At 70.4% G+C, this 21,997-nt stretch carries 19 protein-coding genes and 2 tRNA genes; 13 read left to right on the top strand and 8 right to left on the bottom strand.

The window, feature by feature from the left end; genetic code table 11:
* Nucleotides 1-16 precede the first annotated feature (16 nt).
* Nucleotides 17-1,462, bottom strand: a complete 1,446-nt coding sequence (locus J8N05_RS00105) for an ABC1 kinase family protein (protein ID WP_210880461.1) — start codon at nucleotides 1,460-1,462, stop codon at nucleotides 17-19.
* The gene (locus tag J8N05_RS00100; RefSeq protein WP_210880460.1) at nucleotides 1,455-2,648 is read right to left on the bottom strand and encodes a TOMM precursor leader peptide-binding protein; all 1,194 of its coding nucleotides are present in this window, start codon (nucleotides 2,646-2,648) and stop codon (nucleotides 1,455-1,457) included. The genes J8N05_RS00105 and J8N05_RS00100 overlap by 8 nt, the downstream gene beginning before the upstream one ends.
* Nucleotides 2,649-2,869: 221 nt before the next feature.
* On the opposite strand from J8N05_RS00100, the gene J8N05_RS00095 reads away from it, so the two are divergent.
* The 4 genes from J8N05_RS00095 to J8N05_RS00080 all read left to right on the top strand — a co-directional run bounded on the left by J8N05_RS00095 (nucleotide 2,870) and on the right by J8N05_RS00080 (nucleotide 6,789).
* Nucleotides 2,870-3,466, top strand: a complete 597-nt coding sequence (locus J8N05_RS00095; protein WP_210880459.1) for a M48 metallopeptidase family protein — start codon at nucleotides 2,870-2,872, stop codon at nucleotides 3,464-3,466.
* Nucleotides 3,467-3,617: 151 nt separating this feature from the next.
* Nucleotides 3,618-5,324 (top strand): TerD family protein, encoded by a 1,707-nt coding sequence (locus J8N05_RS00090; RefSeq protein ID WP_210880458.1) that lies wholly within the window; start codon nucleotides 3,618-3,620, stop codon nucleotides 5,322-5,324.
* Nucleotides 5,325-5,337: 13 nt separating this feature from the next.
* Nucleotides 5,338-6,018, top strand: coding sequence for an AIM24 family protein (locus tag J8N05_RS00085; RefSeq protein ID WP_107020137.1), 681 nt, complete (start codon nucleotides 5,338-5,340; stop codon nucleotides 6,016-6,018).
* 15 nt (nucleotides 6,019-6,033) lie between these two features.
* Entirely contained in the window at nucleotides 6,034-6,789 is a 756-nt protein-coding gene (locus tag J8N05_RS00080; RefSeq protein ID WP_210880457.1) for an AIM24 family protein, read from the top strand.
* 151 nt (nucleotides 6,790-6,940) lie between these two features.
* Here the strand turns inward: J8N05_RS00080 and J8N05_RS00075 are convergent, their stop codons facing one another.
* Nucleotides 6,941-7,462, bottom strand: a complete 522-nt coding sequence (locus J8N05_RS00075) for an NUDIX hydrolase (RefSeq protein ID WP_210880456.1) — start codon at nucleotides 7,460-7,462, stop codon at nucleotides 6,941-6,943.
* The gene (locus J8N05_RS00070) at nucleotides 7,459-8,898 is read right to left on the bottom strand and encodes a zinc-dependent metalloprotease (RefSeq protein ID WP_210880455.1); all 1,440 of its coding nucleotides are present in this window, start codon (nucleotides 8,896-8,898) and stop codon (nucleotides 7,459-7,461) included. Before J8N05_RS00070 ends, J8N05_RS00075 begins: the two co-directional genes overlap by 4 nt.
* 190 nt (nucleotides 8,899-9,088) lie before the next feature.
* Here J8N05_RS00070 and J8N05_RS00065 point away from each other — a divergent pair, with 190 nt between their 5' ends.
* From J8N05_RS00065 to J8N05_RS00050, 4 genes are all read left to right on the top strand, one after another.
* Nucleotides 9,089-10,252 carry an SDR family oxidoreductase gene (locus J8N05_RS00065; protein ID WP_210880454.1) on the top strand — a complete coding sequence of 388 codons (1,164 nt, stop codon included), beginning with the start codon at nucleotides 9,089-9,091 and terminating at the stop codon, nucleotides 10,250-10,252.
* Nucleotides 10,253-10,400: 148 nt separating this feature from the next.
* Entirely contained in the window at nucleotides 10,401-10,862 is a 462-nt protein-coding gene (locus J8N05_RS00060) for a molybdenum cofactor biosynthesis protein MoaE (RefSeq protein WP_210880453.1), read from the top strand.
* A gap of 104 nt (nucleotides 10,863-10,966) precedes the next feature.
* A complete protein-coding gene (locus J8N05_RS00055) occupies nucleotides 10,967-11,131 on the top strand; it encodes a hypothetical protein (protein WP_189773698.1) in 165 nt (54 codons plus the stop codon).
* Nucleotides 11,132-11,200: 69 nt separating this feature from the next.
* Entirely contained in the window at nucleotides 11,201-12,289 is a 1,089-nt protein-coding gene (locus tag J8N05_RS00050) for a YlbL family protein (protein WP_210880452.1), read from the top strand.
* Nucleotides 12,290-12,331: 42 nt separating this feature from the next.
* On the opposite strand, the gene J8N05_RS00045 is transcribed toward J8N05_RS00050, so the two are convergent.
* Entirely contained in the window at nucleotides 12,332-12,889 is a 558-nt protein-coding gene (locus J8N05_RS00045) for a PPA1309 family protein (RefSeq protein ID WP_210880451.1), read from the bottom strand.
* A 137-nt stretch (nucleotides 12,890-13,026) separates the two neighbouring features.
* Between J8N05_RS00045 and J8N05_RS00040 the strand changes: the two genes are divergently transcribed.
* From J8N05_RS00040 to J8N05_RS00025, 4 genes are all read left to right on the top strand, one after another.
* A complete protein-coding gene (locus J8N05_RS00040) occupies nucleotides 13,027-15,993 on the top strand; it encodes a UPF0182 family membrane protein (RefSeq protein WP_210889921.1) in 2,967 nt (988 codons plus the stop codon).
* Nucleotides 15,994-16,047: 54 nt separating this feature from the next.
* Nucleotides 16,048-16,121, top strand: a tRNA-Met gene (locus J8N05_RS00035).
* Between the two features lie 240 nt (nucleotides 16,122-16,361).
* Nucleotides 16,362-18,176 (top strand): tetratricopeptide repeat protein, encoded by a 1,815-nt coding sequence (locus J8N05_RS00030; protein ID WP_210880450.1) that lies wholly within the window; start codon nucleotides 16,362-16,364, stop codon nucleotides 18,174-18,176.
* Nucleotides 18,177-18,409: 233 nt separating this feature from the next.
* A tRNA-Met gene (locus J8N05_RS00025) sits at nucleotides 18,410-18,483 on the top strand.
* A gap of 88 nt (nucleotides 18,484-18,571) precedes the next feature.
* Here the strand turns inward: J8N05_RS00025 and J8N05_RS00020 are convergent.
* Nucleotides 18,572-18,988, bottom strand: coding sequence for a Fur family transcriptional regulator (locus J8N05_RS00020; RefSeq protein WP_210880449.1), 417 nt, complete (start codon nucleotides 18,986-18,988; stop codon nucleotides 18,572-18,574).
* Between the two features lie 124 nt (nucleotides 18,989-19,112).
* Between J8N05_RS00020 and J8N05_RS00015 the strand changes: the two genes are divergently transcribed.
* Nucleotides 19,113-20,564, top strand: coding sequence for a catalase (locus tag J8N05_RS00015; RefSeq protein ID WP_210880448.1), 1,452 nt, complete (start codon nucleotides 19,113-19,115; stop codon nucleotides 20,562-20,564).
* Between the two features lie 107 nt (nucleotides 20,565-20,671).
* Here J8N05_RS00015 and J8N05_RS00010 read toward each other — a convergent pair whose 3' ends face one another.
* Together J8N05_RS00010 and hisN are read right to left on the bottom strand one after the other, a co-directional pair.
* Nucleotides 20,672-21,064, bottom strand: a complete 393-nt coding sequence (locus J8N05_RS00010) for a CBS domain-containing protein (protein ID WP_210880447.1) — start codon at nucleotides 21,062-21,064, stop codon at nucleotides 20,672-20,674.
* A gap of 132 nt (nucleotides 21,065-21,196) precedes the next feature.
* Nucleotides 21,197-21,997 (bottom strand): histidinol-phosphatase, encoded by an 801-nt coding sequence (gene hisN / locus J8N05_RS00005; RefSeq protein WP_210880446.1) that lies wholly within the window; start codon nucleotides 21,995-21,997, stop codon nucleotides 21,197-21,199.

The raw sequence follows: 21,997 nt of genomic DNA, 5'->3' as shown, positions 1-21,997 counted from the left end.
AACGCGCGGGAGGACGTCACGCCCCGGCTGCCGAGTCCTCCGCCTCGTCCACATCCGTGTCCGCATCGGCGTCCAAGTCCGTGTCCAGATCAGGCTCCGTGTCCGGCAGGAAGCCGGGGAGCCATTCTTCGAGCTCCTGCCGTAGCCGGACCGTCGCTCCCAGCTGGCACAGCACACCGATCGTGCTCAGGGTCACCCGGTGGATCAGCAGATACGCCGGGGGCAGATTGAGCTGCTTGCCCAACTGGTGTGCGGGGGAGCGAGGGTCGGCGATCCGGGCCGCCTGGTTCCGCATCCAGCCCCGGCTGAAGGTGAACTCGTCGACCTGAGCCGGCTCGATGATGGGGAGCAGGTAGTCGAGGACGGCGTCCGGGTCCAGCTCTATGGACTCCTTGACGAAGCCCTCCTCGCGGAGCAGTTCGTAGACGGCGTCCGCCTCGCCGTCGAGGGTCATACGGAGAGATGCGCCGATCGTCCACGGCAGCCCGTCCGGGAGGCGGTCCACCGTGCCGAAGTCCAGGACCCCCAGCCGCCAGCCGCTCATGTCGGCGGGGCCGTCGGAGCCGTCGGGGCTGTCGGTACCGTCGTCCGGCACGAGACGGAAGTTCCCCGGATGCGGGTCGGCGTGCAGCAGACCTGTACGGGAGGGGCCGGAGAAGAGGAAGCGGGCGAGGAGCTGACCGGCCCGGTCCCGCTCCTCGGGAGTGCCGTCCGTTATCACCTCGGACAGAGGCGTTCCGTCGATCCACTCCGTCACCAGCACCTGCTCGCGCTGGTGGACCACCGCCGGCACCAGCACATCCGGGTCGTCCGCGAACTCCTCCGCGTGTGCCTGCTGCGCCTGTGCCTCCAGGCCGTAGTCGAGCTCCTCGGACACCCGGTCGCGCAGTTCCGCGATGAGCGGCTTGATGTCCATGCCCGGGATCAGCGGTCCCAGCAGCCGGGCGAAACGGCTCAGCTGGTTCAGATCGGACAGCAGGGCCTCGCCCGCACCGGGGTACTGGACCTTGACGGCGACCTGCCGGCCGTCGTGCCAGACCGCCCGGTGCACCTGCCCGATCGAGGCCGCCGCGGCGGGTTTGTCCTCGAACTCCAGGAACAGATCCTGCCAGTCCTCGCCGAGCCGCTCGGCCAGCACGGTGTGCACCGTGCGCGTCGGCATCGGCGGGGCCGCTTCCTGGAGCTTCGTGAGCGCCGCGCGGTAGGGGCCCGCGACTTCCTCGGGGAGAGCCGACTCGAAGACGGACATGGCCTGCCCGAACTTCATGGCGCCGCCCTTGAGCTCACCGAGCACCTTGAACAGCTGCTCGGCCGTCCGCTGCTGCAGCTCGCGGCCCACGAGTTCCGCGGACTTGCCGCCGATCCGCTTGCCGAGTCCCCAGGTGGCGCGCCCGGCGAAGCCGAGCGGTAGCGCGGCGAGCTTGGCGGTCCGGGTGACCGCCTTCCGGGGAAGATCAGACATGCGCCCTCCAAGTACCGGACAGCCGTGCCGCGTGCGGCTGTTGCCCGGCCATTGTCTCGTGCGGCCCTTCGTCTTCCGAGGTCTGCTCCCCCTTAGCTTTCTCCCCGGGCCCGCAGGGGCATGCGGGATGCTGCCACACCGGGCGGGCGTGCCAGTCGAAACCGGGGACCGAGACCTCCCAGCGGGCTCCCGCACTCGACGGTAGCCCCCCGTCCAGGAAGGCCAGCGCGTGCCCCGCGGCCAGCCCCGCGACCGTGGCCGCCAGGGTCAGATCGCACGCCGGAACCTGACGGGGCCGCCCGGAGCGCCACTGTGCGAGAAGGCGGGGCCAGGCCGGGTCCCGGTCGGTGCGCCCGAGGTCCAGACAGCCCACGCAGGCCGTGTCCCCGGGCAGGACCAGCGGGCCGACGACGCCTGTCCCTTCCACGACCCCGGCGAACAGATGCGGCGTACCGGAGTCGATCAGTGGCTCGAAGACCGCCGGATCGGGCGCGTGGACGGCGAGGCCGTCCCGGGGCGCGACGATCACCAGGGAGAAACCCGGGTCGTCCTGAGCGGAAGCGGACCGGGCGCCTCCTTGGCGAGGCGGTCGGCCGGGGGCCGCTCTGCGCACCGCGCGCCGTGCGGCCTCGTCCCTGCGCTCGCCGACGGACTCCACGGGCAGTCCGCCCGGCGCCACGTCCCAGGGCTCGACGCAGCCGCCGTCCTGCACCTCGACCCTGCCCACGCCCGCGCCCGCCAGCGCCGCGGCCAGGACGGCCCCGACCCTGCCCGCGCCCCGTACCTGAACGCGCAGCGAGTGGCGGGCCGCCAGCCGACGCATGGCCTCGCCCGGATCGGGAGCGACGAGGGAGAGCGAGGCGGCGTCGGGCCGTAACCGGTCCAGGACGGCCGGTTTTCCGCGCAGGGCGTCGGCGGCCGGGCCGCCGCCCGTCGCGTCGTCCAGCAGTCCGGCCCGGGACAGCCGCTCCACCAAGCCGTCGACATGGCCGTCGGGCAGGCCCATCCGGCGCCCCTCGTCGCGCAGCAGGGGCAGCCCGCGTGTTCCGTCGAACAAGGTCAGGAGGCTGCCCGTCGCCGTGTCCACCGGGCCGAGCACCATCGCGTGCGCCGGTGCCATCCCGAACTGCACGGTGTTCAGATCCCGCCAGCCGCGCCGCAGCGCGGGTTTCACCATCGGATGCATGCAGCGACCCCCGTACGTCCCCGTCGTCGTCCCGGTGTGCCGGCGGAGTTCGTCCTGCTCCGTCGGCCGAATGCCAGGATGCCCGCATTGCCCGGCGCGTGCCGAAAGTTGTCCACAGGCGGTGGATGTTCGTCATACAAATCGAGCGCGTCGGGTGCGGTTCGGCATCGATGCGTACCGGGGACGGGACTTCCACCATGCGCAACGGGTAACGTCGGGGCGTGCCCGCCGACCCACTGCACCGTGCCGGAAACCCACAGCGCAGCACGACGAGCCAGCCGCCGAGCGGCTCGGGGGCGAGCGCGATCGAGGTCCGCAGGAGCGCGCGACGGCGCAGAACGGTCTCCGCGTACCGTGAGGGCGATCGCACCGTCGTGCTCATTCCCGCCCGGATGTCCGAGGCGGAGGAGCAGCGCTGGGTCACCGTCATGCTCGACAAGCTGGCCGCCCAGGAGAACAGGCGGGTGCTCGGCGACACGGAGCTGTCCGAGCGGGCCGCGCGCCTCTCCGAGCTGTACTTCGACGGCCGGGCCCGGCCCACTTCGGTGCGCTGGGTCACCAATCAGAACACGCGCTGGGGCTCGTGCACCCCGGCCGAGGGCAGTATCCGACTCTCGCACCGCCTGCAGGGCATGCCCGAGTACGTCGTCGACTACGTCCTCGTCCATGAGCTCGCGCATCTGCTCGTACCGGGCCACGGAGCCGATTTCTGGCGGCTCCTGGAGGCCTATCCGCGCACCGAGCGGGCCCGTGGCTACCTCGAAGGAGTGGTCGCCGCCGACCGGCTGCCCCATCTGCCCGCGGCGCGCGGCGAGTGAGGCACGGCTGACGGCCTGACGCCGAACGCCCTGCACGGACCGCCGGGAGCGGGTTTGTGTACCGGGTCTGTACCGGCTTCCGCCACGGCTGGATTTTGCCGTTAGCCTGACGCGACGCACTTGTATTCGGGATGGGGGACGGTCGTTACGCATGGCCAGGGAATTCCAACGCGGCCACAAGGCCAGGATCAGTGACCTCACCGCGGGCACCGATCTGTACGTAGGCGTGCAGATCACCGGCCCGGGGCTGACCTTCGACATCAGCTGCTTCGGTCTGGACGCCGACGAACGGCTGTCGGACGACCGGTACTTCATCTTCTTCAACCAGCCGAAGTCCCCCGAGGAGTCGATTCAGCTCCTCGGCGCGCAGGCGGGCGACACGGAGTCCTTCCGCGTCACGCTCGACAGGATCCCTCCGCAGATCCAGAAACTGTCGTTCACGGCGACCGTCGACGGCGCGGGACAGATGTCCCAGATCGCGCCCGGGTACATCCGGATCGTGGCGGGCGGCGAGGAGGTGGCCCGGTACTCGTTCACCGGCGCCGAGTTCTCCACCGAGCGTGCCGTGATGCTGGGCGACTTCTACCTGAAGGACGTCTGGCGGTTCGCCGCGGTCGGGCAGGGCTTCGACGGCGGCCTCGACGCGCTGCTGAAGAACTTCGGCGGCGAGGTCGCCGAGGAGGAGCCCGCCGCCGCGCCCGCGCCGCAGGCCGGTGCGCCGTCGTTCGCGCCGCCGGCCCAGGCCGCCGCGCCGCCCGCGTTCGGGGCCCCGGCGGGTCATGCCCCGCCCGCCCCTCCGGCACCGCAGCCCGCGCAGGGTTTCGCGCCGCCTGCGGGCCAGACGCCGCCGCCCGCGCCCGCGCCTCCGGTGCACGCGGCGCCGACCATCATCGCGCCCATGACCCCGCCCGGTGGCGCTCCCGTACCGCCGCCGGCACCCGCTCCGGCGCCGTACGGACAGCCCGGCCAGCAGCCCTCGTACGGCCAGGCCCCCGGCCAGACCGCACCTCTGCCGCCCGGTTACGGACAGCCCCAGGCACCTCAGGCGCCCGCCCCGCCACCCGGCTACGGCGGCCAGCCGGCTCCGCCTCCGGGCTACGGACAGCAGCCGCCGTTCGGTCAGGTGCCCGGTCCGCCCGGCGCACCGGGCGCGCCCGCCGGATACGGCGTGCCGCAGGGCGCTCCCCAGGGCGGCGCCGGTGTCACCGCGGCACTGCAGGCCTACAAGGAGACGCCCACCGGGCAGCGCTGGACCCAGCAGAACAAGAAGATGGTCCGTGTCGACCTCGGCATGGGCGGCGACCAGGCCGTACTGGCCCGCCAGGGCAGCATGGTGCTCTACCAGGGCAAGGTCGACTTCAGCTACAAGGGCGCCGGGTTCTCCGGCCGGCTCGTGGGCAACGCGACCGGCCAGGAGATGCAGCTCATGCGGTGTTCGGGCCGCGGCCAGGTCTTCCTCGCGGAGAACGGCGCCATGCTGCACCCCATCGAGCTGCAGGGGGACGCCGTCTGCGTCTCCGCGGAGAACGTCCTGGCCTTCGACGAGACGCTGCAGTACGAGGTGCGCCGCGTCGAGGGGCACGGCATCCCCGGAGGGGCCCTGTTCACGATGCAGTTCCAGGGGACCGGCACGATCGTCGTCAAGACGCGTGGCGTGCCCGTCGTCCTGCCCGTGACACCGACGACGTTCGCCGACTGCAACGCCGTCGTCGCCTGGTCCGCCGCCTCCCAGGTGATCGTCTCCAGCCAGGTGCGCATGCGCCGCAACGCCTATCCGGGCGACACCGGGGAGAGCGTGAACCTCCAGTTCCGCGGCGCGCCCGGCAATTTCATCGTCGTCCAGCCGTACGAGGTCTGAGGGAGCCCGTTTCATGATCCAGCAACTCGCGGGCTTCGCCCCGGCACCCGTTGCCGCGCGCATGGAGAACCACGGCAATCACATGCTCAAGGTCGCCATGCAGACCGGAAACGACCTCCTCGCGCGCGTGGGGTCGATGGTCGCCTACGAAGGCTTCGTCCAGTACGAGCCCAATCCGCCGGCTGTGCGCCAGATCGCCAAGGACTGGATGACCGGCGAGGGCGCACCTCTGATGAAGTGCTCCGGAGACGGCCTGCTCTACCTCTCCGACTACGGGGCGAACGTCGTCGTCATCAACCTGAACGGCGACGCGATCTCCGTCAACGCCACCAACCTGCTCGCCTTCGACGCCCATCTGACGTGGGGTGTCGAGCGGGTCAAGGGGCTTGCCAAGTTCGCAGGCCAGGGCCTGTGGAACACCAAGATCTCCGGGCAGGGCTGGGTCGCGCTGACCTCCCGGGGCAAGCCCATCGTCGTCGACTGCGGCGGCGGCGAGGACGAGACGTACGTCGACCCGGACGCGCTCGTCGCCTGGTCCCCGAACCTCAAGGTGAAGGGCAAGCGCAGCTTCAAGGCGCAGTCGCTGATAGGGCGCGGCAGCGGCGAGGCCTTCCAGATGGCCTTCTCCGGACAGGGCATCGTCGTCGTCCAGCCCAGCGAGGACAGCACCGACCGCCTCCGGGTACGGGGCTGAGGGGGGACACACATCATGCAGAGTTCGCTTTTCGCCTACAACGACCAGCAGTCCCAGGACCGCTACAGCCTGCAGAACAAGCAGATGCTGCGGGTCCTTCTGGAGGGCCACGACGACGTGCTCGCCCGCAAGGGCACCATGGTCGCCTACCAGGGCATGGTGGAGTTCGACGCCGAGTACCAGAACTCCGGCCAGCAGCGGTCGCGCGCCTACACCGGTGAGGGCCTCGACCTGATGCGCTGCCACGGGCAGGGCACCGTCTTCCTGGCCAACCTCGCCCAGCACATCCACGTGGTGGACGTGGACCAGGACGGTCTCACCGTGGACAGCAGTTACGTCCTGGCGATGGACTCCGCGCTGCACCACGAGGTGATCGCCGTGGACAGCCAGTACGGCATCTCCGGCTCCGGCAAGTATCAGCTCAACATCACCGGGCGCGGCAAGGTCGCCCTGATGACGTCGGGCATGCCCCTGATGATGCAGGTCACGCCGGACAAGTACGTCAACTGCGACGCGGACGCGATCGTCGCCTGGTCCACGAGTCTGCGCGTACAGATGCAGGCCCAGACGCATTCCTCCGGAGTGTTCCGCCGTCGTGGCAACACGGGGGAGGGCTGGGAGCTCAGCTTCATGGGGCAGGGGTACGTGCTCGTCCAGCCCAGCGAGATGCTGCCGCCGCAGAACGCGGTCATCGGGTCCGGGCTCGGGGCGCAGTACGGGGTCGGGCAGCAGGGCGCCCGGGGGCAGAACCAGGGGAATGTCTGGAGCTAGGCCCTTCGGGGGCGCGCGGGGAGGGGCCGGTGGACGGGTGCCGGTCCGGTGAGGGCTTGTCGCGCAGTTCCCCGCGCCCCTGACGGGGCACGTGTGTAAGGGGCGGTCGCTACTGCGGGCGCTCCTTTACCCGTACCCCCGATACCCCCGATCAGAGTCTTGCCCGTGTCGCGTTCAGCAGGCGGACGACCGAGTCGTCCGCCACCTGTGCCACCTCGTCGTAGGCGAACCAGCGCAGGTCCAGGGACTCGTCGCTGATCTCCTGGACGGCGCCCGGCTCGGCCACGACCGCGTACTGGACGTCGAAGTGCCAGTGGCACGGCGCCGGGATGGGGTGCCGGTCGAGCCGGACGGGTCCGCCCGGGAGCAGCGTCAGACCCGCGATGCCCGACTCCTCCGTGGCCTCACGCAGGGCCGCGGCCTCCAGGGTGGTGTCCCCGGGCTCGCAGTGACCGCCCATCTGGAGCCACATCCGCAGCTTCCTGTGGAGCGTCAGCAGCACCCTGCCCTGCTCGGGGTCGATCACCAGGGCGCTCGCCGTGACGTGTCCTGCCGTGCAGGCCTTCCACATGCCGTCCGGGTGAGCCCGAAGATGGTCGAGGTAGGCCTCGCGCAGCTCCTCCTGGCCCTCGATGTCCTTCAGGACCAGGACGGCGTCGTCGTACAGGCTCACTTGTCGTTGTCGCCCTTGTCGTCGTTCTCGTCCTCGGGCCCGCTCTCGTCCTTCGTGAGGTTGGGCTTTTCGGGTGAACCGCCCGCTGCCTCGCCGAGCATCTTGTCGAGTTCGGAGAAGTCCAGCTGCTCGCGGTGCACGAAGCCGTCCGGGTCGTCCAGGTCGGAGGCGGTCGGCAGCATGTCCGGGTGCTCCCACAGGTTGTCCCGGCCGTCGACCCCGCGCGCGTCCGTGAGCGAGGCCCACAGGCGCGAGGCGTCCCGCAGCCGGCGCGGACGCAGCTCCAGGCCGATCAGCGTGGCGAACGTCTGCTCGGCCGGGCCGCCCGTGGCGCGGCGGCGGCGCAGTGTCTCGCGCAGCGCGTCGGCGGACGTCAGACGGGGCTTCGCGGCGGAGTGGACCACCGCGTCGACCCAACCCTCGACGAGCGCGAGAGCCGTCTCCAGACGGGCCAGCGCGGCCTTCTGCTCCGGTGTGTCCTCCGGCTGGAACATGCCCTGCTGAAGGGCCTGCTGCAGCTCCTCGGGGTTCTGCGGGTCGAACTGGCCGACCACGTCCTCCAGCTTCGCCGTGTCGACCTTGATCCCGCGCGCGTACCCCTCGACCGCGCCGAACAGGTGCGAGCGCAGCCACGGCACGTGGGCGAAGAGCCGCTGGTGGGCGGCCTCGCGCAGGGCGATGTAGAGGCGCACCTCGTCCTGGGCGATCCCCAGGTCCTTGCCGAAGGCCTCGATGTTCAGCGGGAGCAGCGCGGCCTTGCCGGCCGGGCCGAGCGGCAGGCCGACGTCGGACGAGCCGACGACCTCGCCGGCGAGCACGCCGACGGCCTGTCCGATCTGCGAACCGAACATGGCGCCGCCCATGGAGCGCATCATGCCGAGCAGCGGGCCCGCCATGGCCTGCATCTCCTCGGGCAGCACATCGCCCATGGCCGCGCCGACGCGCTCGGCGACCGGGTCGACGAGCTCCTTCCACACCGGCAGGGTCGCCTCGACCCACTCCGCGCGGCTCCAGGCCACCGCGGACGTGGCGCCGGACGGCAGCGAGGTCGCGTCGTCCAGCCACAGGTCGGCCAGCCGCACCGCGTCCAGGACCGCGGCGCGCTCGGAGGGGCCGACGCTCGCGTCCTTCGTGCCGTCGGAGGTGCCCTGGGAGACCGTCTGGCGGGCGATCTGCTTGGCCATGTCCCAGTTCACCGGGCCGCCCTCGTACGAGAGCATCTGGCCCAGCTGCTGGAACGCGGCGCCCAGGTCGTTGGGGTTCAGCGAACCGAACATGGCGGCGAGCGGGTTGTCGCCTCCAGGTCCGCCGGGCCCGAAACCGAACGGGTTGGCAGGTCCCTGACCACCACCGCTCTGCTGGTCCTTCTTCTTGCCCTCGTCGCCGTTCTCCGGCTCCTCCGGCGGAAGGCCGAATCCGAATGGGGTGTCACTCACGGGATTCCTCGGCTGTTAAGGCCGCCGGTTCGCTCCGACGGCGGCTGCCCTGCATCACCACCCAGCGTAGACACCACAACCGGTTCGGGCCTCGGTGCGTCGCCGACTCGGCGGCTGCGGCAGGATGGATGCCACCTGGTACGTACGCGTCACTCGCGTTCTTACTGAAGACAACCGCTGGAGACGCCTGGTGAGTTCCCCAGATCCACAGGTTCGCGCAGCGCGAAACCTCTCAACCCACCCGTCACCCGAACATCGGCCCGCACCGGCGTCGCAGCGCGCCGACGGGACCTCCGCCGTGCGCGGCCCCGTCGTCGCGATCACCGGTGCCGCGGCCGGGATCGGCGCGATGCTCACCGAGCGGCTCGTCGCCTGCGACGAGATCAAGCAGGTCATCGCCATCGACGAGCGGCGCGGCGAGTGCGCGGGCGCGCAGTGGCACATCCTGGACGTCCGGGACCCGGCCATCGCCGAGAAGCTGCGCGGGGCGGACGTCGTGGTGCACCTGGCCCTCGACCTCGACCTTGAGACGGATCCGGCGGCGCGTACGGCGTACAACGTGCGGGGCACCCAGACCGTGCTCACGGCCGCCGCCGCTGCCGGGGTCCACCGCGTCGTGCTGTGCACGTCGGCCATGGTCTACGGAGCGCTGCCCGACAACGAACTGCCCCTCTCCGAAGACGCCGAACTGCGGGCCACCGCCGAGGCCACGGGCGTCGGGGACCTGCTGGAGGTCGAGCGGCTCGCCCGGCGGGCGCCCCGCGCGCACCCCGGGCTCAACGTCACCGTCGTACGCCCCGCCGTGCTCGTCGGAGGCACCGACACCGCGCTGACCAGGTATTTCGAGTCGCCCCGCCTCCTGGTCGTCGCCGGTTCGCGGCCCGCCTGGCAGTTCTGCCACGTCGAGGACCTGTGCGCCGCTCTGGAGTACGCAGCCCTGGAGAAGGTCGACGGGGAGCTGGCCGTCGGGTGCGACGGATGGCTGGAGCAGGAGGAGGTCGAGGAGCTCAGCGGCATCCGGCGCATGGAGCTGCCGTCCGCCGTCGCCCTGGGCGCCGCGGCCCGCCTCCACCGCATCGGGCTCACCCCGTCGCCGGCCGGGGACCTCGCGTACACGATGTACCCCTGGGTGGTCAGCGGGAGCCGGCTGCACGATGCCGGGTGGCGTCCCCGGTGGACCAACGAGGAGGTGCTCGCCGAGCTGCTGGGCGAGGTCGCCGGGCGGCACACCCTCGCCGGACGGCGGCTCGGCCGCAAGGACGCCACGGCGGCGGGAGCCGCGGGGGCGACGGTCGCCCTGCTGGGCACGGCCGCGCTGGTACGGCGGGCGCGCAAGGCCCGGCGGCGGATCTGAGCCGGTGCCGGAGCCGGGACGACGCCGAAACGGCGAGGCGCCGGACCGGGCCCTGCCCGCGGTCCTGTAGGAGGCTCCGACGGCTGACGCGCGCGTACGTGCGAAAGTGCCGTTCCGCCGTGCCGACGGGGTGGGGCACGATGGGGGCATGGCACCCATGAGCGACCATCCCGGTGAGCAGGCGGCGCAGGACCCCATCAAGCTTCTGGCGATCCGGGAGACCGACCTCTCCCTGGACGAGGTCTTCCGGGCCGTCGGTGACGACGCCTCCGGAGGGACCGCGCTCTTCGTGGGGACCGTGCGCAACCACGACGGGGGAGCGGACGTCGACGCCCTCGGATACTCCTGCCACCCCAGTGCCGAGGCTGAGATGCGGCGGGTCGCGGAGAAGGTCGTCGCGGAGTACCCGGTGCGGGCGCTCGCCGCCGTGCACCGGGTCGGTGACCTGCGGGTGGGCGATCTCGCGGTGGTCGTCGCCGTCTCCTGCCCGCACCGGGGCGAGGCCTTCGAGGCCTGCCGGAAGCTGATCGACGACCTGAAGCACGAGGTCCCGATCTGGAAGCACCAGAAGTTCTCCGACGGCACGGAGGAATGGGTCGGGGCCTGCTGACCGCTCCGGTTGCGTAACCCGACCCCTGCCGCGAACGTTGGACAAGCGGATGGTTAATCTGCTGATCAGTCAGTTGCGGTGGATCATGGGGTTGGGAGGTCGGCATGGCGGCGCTCGCCTGGTTGCTGATTCCGCTGTTCGCCGCGATCGGTGCCGGAGCCTGGGGCAGTTGGGCGGGACGGAACCGCAAGACCATCGGTGACGGCCACGAGCTCGCCGGCTACACACGCTTCCGCGAGGCCATGGAGAAGTCGCACTCGGACGCCTGACCGACCGTCGGACCCCCGGACGGGCGGCCCCGACGGTGCGTTGACAGTGCTGTCCCGTACTGTCGTTCCATGCCACGCCGCACCGCGACGATGCTCGCCTCCACCCTGATGCTGATCGCGCTCCTGTGCGCGGGAGTCTTCATCAACGTGCCGTATTCGGAGATGTCACCGGGCCCGACGGTGAACACGCTCGGCGAGCACGACGGCGAGCCGGTGCTCCAGATCTCCGGCCGCAAGACCTACCCGACGAGCGGTCATCTGAACATGACCACCGTCCGGGTCACGAGCGCCGACTACAACATGAACCTCGTCGAAGCCGTGTACGGCTGGCTGGCACACGACAACAAGGTGGTCCCGCACGACACGCTCTACCCCAACGGCAAGACGGAGGAGCAGTCGACGCAGGAGAACGCCGAGGAGTTCAGCCAGTCCCAGGAGAGCGCCAAGGTCGCGGCGCTCAAGGAGATCGGCATCCCCGTGAAGTCCTGGGTGATCGTCTCCACCGTGGTCAAGGACACCCCCGCCGAGGGCAGGCTGCACGCCGGTGACGTGATCAAGGCCGTCGACGGCACGGCGGTGAAGGCGTACGACGACGTCGCGAAGCTGGTCACCAAGCACAAGGCCGGCGAGAAGGTCGTCTTCACGATCGTGCCCGCCAAGGAACAGGCCGCCGCCGAGAAGCAGAAGAAGACGGCGACCAGGACCGAGGACATCACGATCACCACCGCCAAGTCCGACGACAGCGGCGAGGACCGTGCGATCGTCGGCATCTCGGCCGGGACCGACCACACCTTCCCGTTCACCATCGACATCAAGCTCGCCGACGTGGGCGGCCCCAGCGCCGGTCTGATGTTCGCCCTCGGCATCGTCGACAAGCTGACCCCGGGGAGCCTCACCGGCGGCAAGTTCGTCGCCGGCACCGGCACGATCACCGACGACGGCAAGGTGGGCCCGATCGGCGGTATCGAGATGAAGACCGTCGGCGCCCGCGCCAAGGGCGCCCAGTACTTCCTGACGCCCAAGGACAACTGCGCGGCCGCCGCCCGTGACGTCCCCGACGGGCTCACGCTCGTCAAGGTCGACACCATCGACGACGCGGTGAGCGCCCTCAAGGACATCCGTGGCGGCGACACGGACGGCCTGCCGAAATGCGCCTAGGACACCGGGTCCGGGCACACCGGCAGGCCGCGGACGCCCGGACTACGCCGCGAACGTCGCCGTGAGCGCGTCGGCCAGTCCCGGGACCAGGTCGGAGCCGGTGAGCACGTCGTTCGCCGAGTCCTTCTCGCGCAGCCGCAGCGCCGATTCGCGCTTCCCGCCCCGCAGCACGGCGACGGTCATCCGGACCTCCTGGCGCTCCGGGTGCTCGGCGACCCACTTCGCCAGCCGCTTCTCGTCGAGGCCGTCCGGTACGGACGCCTCCGCGGACGGCGGCAGCATCAGCCGCTCCACGGACAGCGCGCAGCCGACCACGGAGTCCGGCCAGGCGATGGTGCCCAGGAACTCGTCCAGCGGGCTGCCCGCGGGAATTTCCTCCTGCTCGATAGGGGTGAGGGTGCCGTCGGGCACGTCTTCGGTCAGACCCAGCCGCTCGGCGAGTCCGGGTTCCTGAGAACGCAGTCTGCCGGTGTCGACCAGGGCGAAGAGCCGGGCGGGCTGGTCCCAGCCGAGCCCCGCGACGTACTCGTCGATTTCGAGCGCGGCGCGGGTGAGCGGCCCGGCCGCCATGGGGGTGCCTGAGGAGGCGGTGTTGGACATGGTCACAATCCTGCCTCGTTCGGCCCCCGAACCGGGAACCGAGTAAAGCATTAGTAAGTTGCATAGATGGGGCCCGGCGTTTGCAGGGCCCCCAGATTCCAACAGCGAACTTCGAGGTGCGCACCTTGGCTTTCCAGATGCCGGACCGCGGCGGAGGCCCGACAGGGCCGCGGATGAGAGTGGGCCGACCGTCCCGGCGCGTCCGGACCCTGCTCATGACACTGGGCGTACTGGCCGTGCTGGCCATGGCCTTCGTCATGTTCGCGGGGTTCTGGACGGACTGGCTCTGGTACCGGTCGGTGAAGTACTCGTCGGTCTTCACGACCACGCTGTGGACCAAGATCGGTCTGTTCTTCGTCTTCGGACTGCTGATGGCCGTGGCCGTCGGCGTGAACATCTGGCTGGCCCACCGTCTGAGGCCGCCGCTCAGCGCCATGTCGATGGAGCAGCAGAGCCTCGACCGGTACCGGATGAGCGTGGCCCCGTACAAGAAGTGGATTCTTCTCGGGATCACCTCGCTGGTCGGGCTGATCGCGGGAGCCTCCGCGGCCGGCCAGTGGCGTACGTGGCTCATGTGGGTGAACGGAGTGCCCTTCGACCAGAAGGACCCCCAGTTCCACCTCGACGTGTCCTTCTACGCCTTCGACCTGCCCTGGTACCGCTTCATGCTGGGCTTCGGCTTCGCGGCCGCGATCCTCTCCCTGATCGCCGCGGCGCTGACGCACTACCTGTACGGCGGACTGCGCGTCACCAGCCCCGGAGCGCGCGCCACGGCGGCGGCCACCGGCCATCTCTCGGTGCTGCTGGGCATCTTCGTCGCGCTGAAGGCGGTGGCGTACTGGCTCGACCGGTACGGCCTTGCGGTGAAGTCCAGCGACTTCAAGGCGACCGGCAACTGGACGGGCCTGAGGTACGTCGACGCCAACGCCTACCTGCCGGCCAAGACGATCCTCTTCTGCATCGCGGTCATCTGCGCCCTGCTGTTCTTCGCCACCCTGTGGCGGCGCACCTGGCAGCTGCCCGTCATCGGCTTCGGCCTGATGGTGCTCTCCGCGATCCTCATCGGCGGTCTGTACCCGGCGATCGTGCAGAAGTTCCAGGTCCAGCCGAACGAGCAGGCCAAGGAAGCGCCGTACGTCGAGAAGAACCTCAAGGCGACCCGCGACGCGTACGGCATCACGGGCACCGAGGTCACCGAGTACGCGGGCACGAGCACGACCAAGGACAAGACCAAGCTGCGCGACGACGCCGACGGCGCCGCGAGCATCAGGCTCCTGGACCCGAACGTCGTCTCGCCCACGTTCCAGCAGCTCCAGCAGGTCCGTAATTACTACGCGTTCCCGTCGAACCTCGACGTCGACCGCTACAGCAAGGACGGCAAGGACCAGGACACCGTCATCGGTCTGCGCGAGCTGAACCTGCAGGGCATCCCGAAGAGCAACTGGATCAACAACCACTTCCGTTACACGCACGGCTTCGGAGTGGTCGCGGCCAAGGGCACCACCGCCGACTCCGAGGGACGCCCCGAGTTCACCGAGTACGACCTGCCGTCCAAGGGCGACCTCGGTGAGTACCAGCAGCGGATCTACTACGGCGAGAAGACCAGCCAGTACTCGATCGTCGGCGGTCCGCAGAAGGAGATCGACTACTCCGACGACACCGGCGAGAAGACGACCAGCTACAAGGGCAAGAGCGGGGTCAACCTCTCGAACCCGGTCAACCGGGCGGCGTACGCGGTGGCGTTCAGCGAGCCGCAGATCCTCTACTCCGGAGCGATCGGCGAGGGTTCGAGGATCCTCTACAACCGCACGCCCAAGGAGCGCGTCGAGGCGGTGGCCCCCTGGCTGACCATCGACGGCGACGCCTACCCCGCGGTCGTCGGCAACAAGATCGAGTGGATCGTCGACGCGTACACGACGACGAACGGCTACCCGTACGCCTCGCGCACCACGCTCGGGGACACGACGGCCGACTCGCTGACCGCCGCCAACAACCAGCGGGCGGTGGTGGCCCAGCAGAACCAGGTCAACTACATCCGCAACTCGGTGAAGGCGACCGTCGACGCGTACACCGGCAAGGTCACGCTCTACGAGTGGGACACCAAGGACCCGGTCCTGAAGACCTGGAAGAAGGCCTTCCCCGGGACGGTGAAGCCGAAGGGCGACATCCCGCAGGCCCTCATGGATCATCTGCGGTACCCGCAGGACCTGTTCAAGGTCCAGCGCGAGCTGCTGACCCGCTACCACGTGAAGGACGCCGAGACGTTCCTCAGCGGCAGCGAGGTGTGGCAGGTGCCGGACGACCCGACGAACAAGTCGGGCAACGCGGTGCCGCCGTACTACCTCAGCATGAAGATGCCGGGGGAGGAGTCGCAGGCGTTCTCCCTGACGACGACGCTCACTCCGAACGGCCGGGACAACCTGAGCGCCTTCATGTCGGTCAACGCCGAAGCCGGCACGAGCGACTACGGCAAGATCAACATTCTCAAACTGCCCACCGGCAGAACGGTCGACGGACCGAAACGGGTGCAGAGCCAGTTCAACTCCGAGCCGTCCATCGCCGAGTCCATCAGGCTCCTCAGAGGTGGTGACTCGGAAGTCGAGTACGGCAACCTGCTGACGGTGCCGCTCGACGGCGGACTGCTCTACGTGGAGCCCGTCTACGTACGCGGTGGTGGACTGAAGTACCCCCTGCTGCGGAAGGTGCTCGTGACCTACGGAGGCGCGACGGCCTTCGAGGACACGCTGGGGCAGGCGCTCGACAAGGTCTTCGGAGCGGAGGGTTCGACCGCCGAACCGCCGGATGAGGACGAGACGAATCCGCCGCCGACCTCCAGCGACCCGACGGTCCAGGAAGCGCTCGACGACGCCCAGAAGGCCTTCGACCAGGGCCAGGAAGCCCTCAAGAAGGGCGACTGGGAGGCGTACGGAACGGCGCAGAAGGACCTGGAGGACGCGCTCAAGAAGGCCGAGGACGCACAGGCCGCGGCCGACAAGAAGGCGGGCGGCAGCGACAAGGCCGGCGACTCGGGCGACAAGAAGACCGAGGAGAGCGCCAAGCCCGGCAGCAGTCCGAGCAGCAGCAAGAGCCCGGACAGCGGCTGAGCAGAGGTGAGTCAGGAGCCACCCTCGCGCCGTGGTACGGTTTCAACACAACGGCGCGGGGTGGAGCAGCTCGGTAGCTCGCTGGGCTCATAACCCAGAGGTCGCAGGTTCAAATCCTGTCCCCGCTACTGATGTTGAAGGACCCGGATCCTCACAGGATCCGGGTCCTTCTGCGTGTGCGGACCGTCAGCCGAGTGCGCGAAGGCGCTCCTCGTTCACCAGTGCTGCCGCGGTGAAGGCCGCGCGAGACGGAGGGAGTTGGGGGAACTGTGTTTCACTTGTCTCTCTGTGGGCATGTCGACAAAACGCTGAAGTGACCTCACTGGCTGCGGTATACCAGGTGTACCCAGGTTGCAGGTGGTGCGACGATGGACGTTATGGGGGACAAGGCAACTCTGTTGGATACAGGGCGGTTTGTGCAGCCTTCCGACCGGGACGAGACCGGTGAGGCAGTGGAGGAGGCTCGTCAGCGGCTCGCCGCGCAAGAGGGCGACGCCGAGGCCATGAGCGTCCTCGGAGCCATGCTGCTCCGCCGCGGTGATCTCGACGGAGCCGAGCCGCAGCTGCGCGCTGCCACCGCGGCCGGCGACCGGGCCGCCGCCAACAACCTCGGTGTCCTCCTGCACCAGCGCGGCTACGCGGAGGAGGCCGCCGGATGGTGGCGGATCGCCGCCGTCGCCGGTTCCGCCGCCGCCGCGCACGCGCTGGGCCGCCACCACCGTGAGCGCGGCGACGAGCCCGCCGCCGAGTACTGGCTGCGCCAGTCCGCCGAGCAGGGCCACTCGCTGGGCGCGTACGCGCTCGCCGATCTCCTGGAGCACCGCGGTGACCCCCGCGCCGAGGACTGGATGCGTGCCGCCGCCGAGCGAGGACACCGCGAGGCGGCCTACCGGCTCGCGCGCGCACTCGACCGGACGGCCGCGCAGGCGGACGGGACCGACCTCGACGGCGGTGCCTCCGAGACCGCGGGGGCCGCGGGCGAGGCGGCCGAGCAGTGGTACAGGCAGGCCGCCGCGCGCGGCCACCGCCGGGCCGCGCTGCACCTCGGGGCGATCCTGGAGAGGCGCGGGGAGCTCAAGGAGGCCGGGCGCTGGTACCTGACCTCCGCCAAGGACGGTGAGGCGCGGGCCGCCTGCGCGCTCGGCTTCCTGCTGCGGGACGCGGGCGACACCGAGAGCGCGGCCGTGTGGTGGCTGCGCGCCGCCCAGGACGGCGACGGGAACGCCGCCAACGCCCTGGGCGCGCTGCACGCGGAGCGGGGCGAGACGCAGACCGCCGAGCGGTGGTACCGGGCCGCGATGGACGCGGGCGACGTGAACGGCGCGTACAACCTCGGGCTGCTCTGCGCCGAGCAGTCGCGGACCGCCCAGGCCGAGCAGTGGTACCGGCGGGCGGCGTACGCGGGGCACCGCGAGGCGGCGAACGCGCTGGCCATTCTGCTGCTGCAGGTCGGTGACGCCGCCGGGGCCGAGCCGTGGTTCTCCAAGGCCGCCGAGGCCGGCAGTGTCGACGCCGCGTTCAACCTCGGCATCCTGCACGCCGGGCGCGGTGAGGACGCGGCGGCGCTGCGCTGCTACGAGCGGGCCGCCGCGGCCGGGCACACCGAGGCCGCGCTCCAGGTCGGCATCGCCCGGCTCCGGGACGGCGACGAGTCGGCCGCCGAGCGGCACCTCAGGTGCGCCGCGGGAGGCGGCAGCGCGGAGGGGGCCTACCGGCTGGCGACCGTGCTCGACGCGCGGCGCCCGCCCGCGCCCGAACACGAGCTGGGGGAGCCGGCCACCGAGAAGAGCGAGTGCGAGGAGTGGTACGAGCGGGCCGCGTCCCAGGGGCATCGGCGGGCCCAGGTGCGGGTGGGGATGCTCGCGTCCGCGCGCGGGGACGTCGTGGAGGCCGCCCGGTGGTACCGGGAGGCGGCCGAGGCGGGGTCGCGGAACGGGGCGTTCAATCTCGGGCTGCTGCTGGCGCGGGAGGGGAGCGAGCCGGAGGCCGCGCTGTGGTGGGCCCGGGCCGCCGATGCGGGGCATGGGCGGGCGGCGTTGCGGCTCGCCCTCGTCTACGCGCGTCGGGGGGAGCTGGCGGAGGGGCAGCGGTGGGCCGATCGGGCGGTGTCGCTCGGGCCTCGGGAGGTTTCTGAGCGGGCGGCTCGGTTGCGGGATGCTTTGCGGCAGGAGTTGTCCGCGTGAGCCCTCCGGGCGGGGGGGAGAGGGGGAAGGGGTGGCGGGGTGGGGTTTTCGCCCCCGCCGCCCCTTCCCGTTCCCGTCCACGTATGGGGGCTTCGCCCCCTTGCCCCCCTGTCGCGCTTCGCGCTCGTCCTCAAGCGCCGGACGGGCTAAATAATTCGCGGACGGGCTGAATGGAGCCGTCGGAATAGTGATTTGCGCTGGTCGGTCGGGGTGGCGTAATGTTCAGACATCGCCGCGGGGTGGAGCAGCTCGGTAGCTCGCTGGGCTCATAACCCAGAGGTCGCAGGTTCAAATCCTGTCCCCGCTACTGAAGACCGAGGGCCCGGAACCAGATCATTGGTTCCGGGCCCTCGGTGTTGTGCGTGCTCCCGGCAGCCAGGGGCCGGGAGTCCCGCTCAGGCTGCCGCGCAGTTCGGGCAGAGGCCTCGGTACGTCACCTCTACGTTCGACACCGTGAAGCCGAAGCGCTCGGAGTCGGGGAGGTCCGCCAGCGGGTTGCCGTCCGGGTGCACGTCCTTGATCGCGCCGCACTGGGCGCAGACCAGGTGGTGGTGCGGCCGGTGGGCGTTCGGGTCGTACCGCTTGGCGCGCTTGTCCGTGGCGACCTCCAGCACCTCGCCGAGCGAGACCAGCTCGCCCAGGGTGTTGTAGACGGTCGCCCGGGAGATCTCCGGGAGTCGCACCACGGCGCGCGCGTGCACCTCGTCGGCCGTCAGGTGGACGTGATCCCCGTTCAGGACCTCGGCCACGACGCGCCGCTGCGCGGTCATGCGCCAGCCGCGTCCGCGCAGTCGTTCCAACAGGTCGCTCATACGCACAGCTTAACAGCCTGCTGGACCAGAACCCGAACAAGTGTGACTTTGGAGCTTGGCTTGACTTAGACAATGTCCATTGTAGGATCGATCTCGACTTTGGCACAGGAACCAGGAGGCGCACGTGACGCAGGGACCGCTTACGACGGAGGCCGGCGCGCCGGTGGCCGACAACCAGAACAGCGAGACCGCGGGCATCGGCGGCCCGGTCCTCGTCCAGGACCAGCTCCTGCTGGAGAAGCTCGCGCACTTCAACCGCGAGCGCATTCCGGAGCGGGTCGTGCACGCCCGGGGCGCCGGCGCCTACGGCACGTTCACCGTCACCGCCGATGTCACCGGCTACACGCGTGCCGCGTTCCTCTCCGAGGTCGGCAAGCGGACCGAGACCTTTCTGCGCTTCTCCACCGTGGCCGGCAACCTCGGCTCGGCCGACGCCGTCCGTGACCCGCGCGGCTGGGCGCTGAAGTTCTACACCGAGGAGGGCAACTACGACCTCGTCGGCAACAACACCCCGGTGTTCTTCGTCAAGGACGCCATCAAGTTCCCCGACTTCATCCACACGCAGAAGCGCGACCCGTACACGGGCTCGCAGGAAGCCGACAACGTGTGGGACTTCTGGGGGCTGTCGCCCGAGTCCACCCACCAGGTGACCTGGCTCTTCGGCGACCGCGGCATCCCGGCCTCGTACCGCCACATGAACGGGTACGGCTCGCACACCTACCAGTGGAACAACGAGGCCGGCGAGGTCTTCTGGGTCAAGTACCACTTCAAGACCGACCAGGGCATCAAGAACCTGACGACCGAGGAGGCGGTGCGGGTCTCGGGGCTCGACCCCGACTCGCACCAGCGCGATCTGCGGGAGTCGATCGAGCGCGGCGACTTCCCGTCCTGGACGGTGCAGGTGCAGATCATGCCGGCGGCCGACGCGGCGGCCTACCGCTTCAACCCGTTCGACCTCACCAAGGTGTGGCCGCACGAGGACTACCCGCCGATCGAGATCGGGAAGCTGGAGCTGGACCGCAACCCGGAGAACATCTTCGCCGAGGTCGAGCAGAGCGTCTTCAGCCCCGCGCACTTCGTGCCGGGCATCGGGCCCTCGCCCGACAAGATGCTCCAGGGCCGCCTCTTCGCGTACGGCGACGCCCACCGCTACCGCGTCGGCGTCAACGCCGACCATCTGCCGGTGAACCGTCCGCACGCCACCGAGGCGCGTACCAACTCCCGTGACGGCTTCCTGTACGACGGCCGTCACAAGGGCGCGAAGAACTACGAGCCCAACAGCTTCGGCGGGCCCGTCCAGACGGACCGGCCGCTGTGGCAGCCCCTTCCCGTCACCGGCGTCACCGGCAACGGCGAGGCGCCCGCCCACGCCGAGGACAACGACTTCGTACAGGCGGGCGATCTCTACCGTCTGATGTCCGAGGCCGAGCGGGAGCGGCTGATCGGCAACCTGGCGGGGTTCATCGCCGAGGTCTCGCGCGACGACATCGCCGCGCGGGCGATCGGCAACTTCCGTCAGGCCGACGAGGACTTCGGCAAGCGGCTGGACGCCGCGGTCCAGGCCCTGCGCGGCTGACACCAGCACTGGATCGCTTGCCGTAGAGAGCGGGCCGGATTCCCCCGTACCGGGGAGCCGGCCCGCTCACCCCTGTGCCGCCGCCCGCTCGGAGCCCGTCGGGGCTCTCAGGCCGGGGCGGGCTGACGCAGCGGCGCCCAGCAGCGGATGATGTCGCGGACCGAGACGATGCCGACCGGTTCGCCGCGGTCGAGGACGATGAGATGCCGGAAGCCGCCGTGGGCCATCGCCCGGGCGGCCTCCTCCAGCGTCCAGGTCGGGGCCGCGAACACCACGTCGGTGGTCGTGTGCGCGTGCGCCCGCTCGGTGTCCGGGTTCTGGCCCAGGCCGACGGAGTTGAGGATGTCGCGCTCGGTGAGGATGCCGATCCCGGTGCCGTCGGGATCGAGGACCACCGCCGCGCCGATGCGGCGCGCGGCCATCAGGGCGGAAGCCTTCCGGAGTGTGTGGGCGGGGCCGATGGTGAGGACCACCGTGCTCATGGCGTCGCGGACGAGCATGGACCGAGCCACCTCCTACGAATCCGTTCGTTAACGAATTCACAAGTTCACAAGTGGGGGAACTCTCAGAGTCGCAGTTAAAGGGAGGGTCAACAAGGGGGCGTACGTGGCTGGTTCGGGGCGCGTGTCCGGCTAGTAGCGCTGGTTCAGGTACCCCAGCAGCTCGTCGTGGAGGATGCCGTTCGAGGCCGCCGCGTCGCCGCTGTGCGGGCCCGGGCGGCCGTCGAGGCCGGTGAAGGAGCCGCCCGCCTCGGTCACCACGATCGCGGTGGCCGCCATGTCCCAGAGCGAGAGTTCGGGCTCCGCGCAGATGTCGACCGAGCCCTCGGCGACCATCATGTACGGCCAGAAGTCGCCGTACGCGCGCGTGCGCCACACCTCGCGGGACAGGTCCAGGAAGCCGTCCAGCAGGCTGCGCTCCTCCCAGCCGCTCAGCGAGGAGTACGCGAAGGAGGCGTCCTTCATCCGGGAGACCTGGGAGACCTTCAGCCGGGACGCGGACGACAGGCTGCGGCCGGTGAAGGCGCCGTGGCCCTTCGAGGCCCACCAGCGGCGGGCCAGCGCGGGTGCGGAGACCACGCCGACGACGGGCTGGTAGCCGCCCTCGCCCGCCTCCATCAGCGCGATCAGGGTGGCCCAGACGGGGACTCCGCGTACGTAGTTCTTGGTGCCGTCGATCGGGTCGATCACCCAGCGGCGGGGGCCCGTGCCCTCGACCCCGTACTCCTCGCCCAGGATCGCGTCCCGTGGCCGTGCCCTTCCGAGGTGGCCGCGGATCAGTTCCTCGGCGGCTTTGTCGGCCTCGCTCACCGGGGTCATGTCCGGCTTGGTCTCGACCTTGAGGTCGAGCGCCTTGAACCGGTCCATCGTCGCGGCGTCGGCGGCGTCCGCCAGGACATGGGCGAGGCGCAGGTCATCGCGATAGTCGGGCAT

Source organism: Streptomyces liliiviolaceus, from assembly GCF_018070025.1.
Lineage (GTDB): Bacteria > Actinomycetota > Actinomycetes > Streptomycetales > Streptomycetaceae > Streptomyces > Streptomyces liliiviolaceus.
The sequence above is the reverse complement of the archived record's forward strand: the minus strand, read 5'-3'. Positions and strand labels throughout refer to the sequence as shown.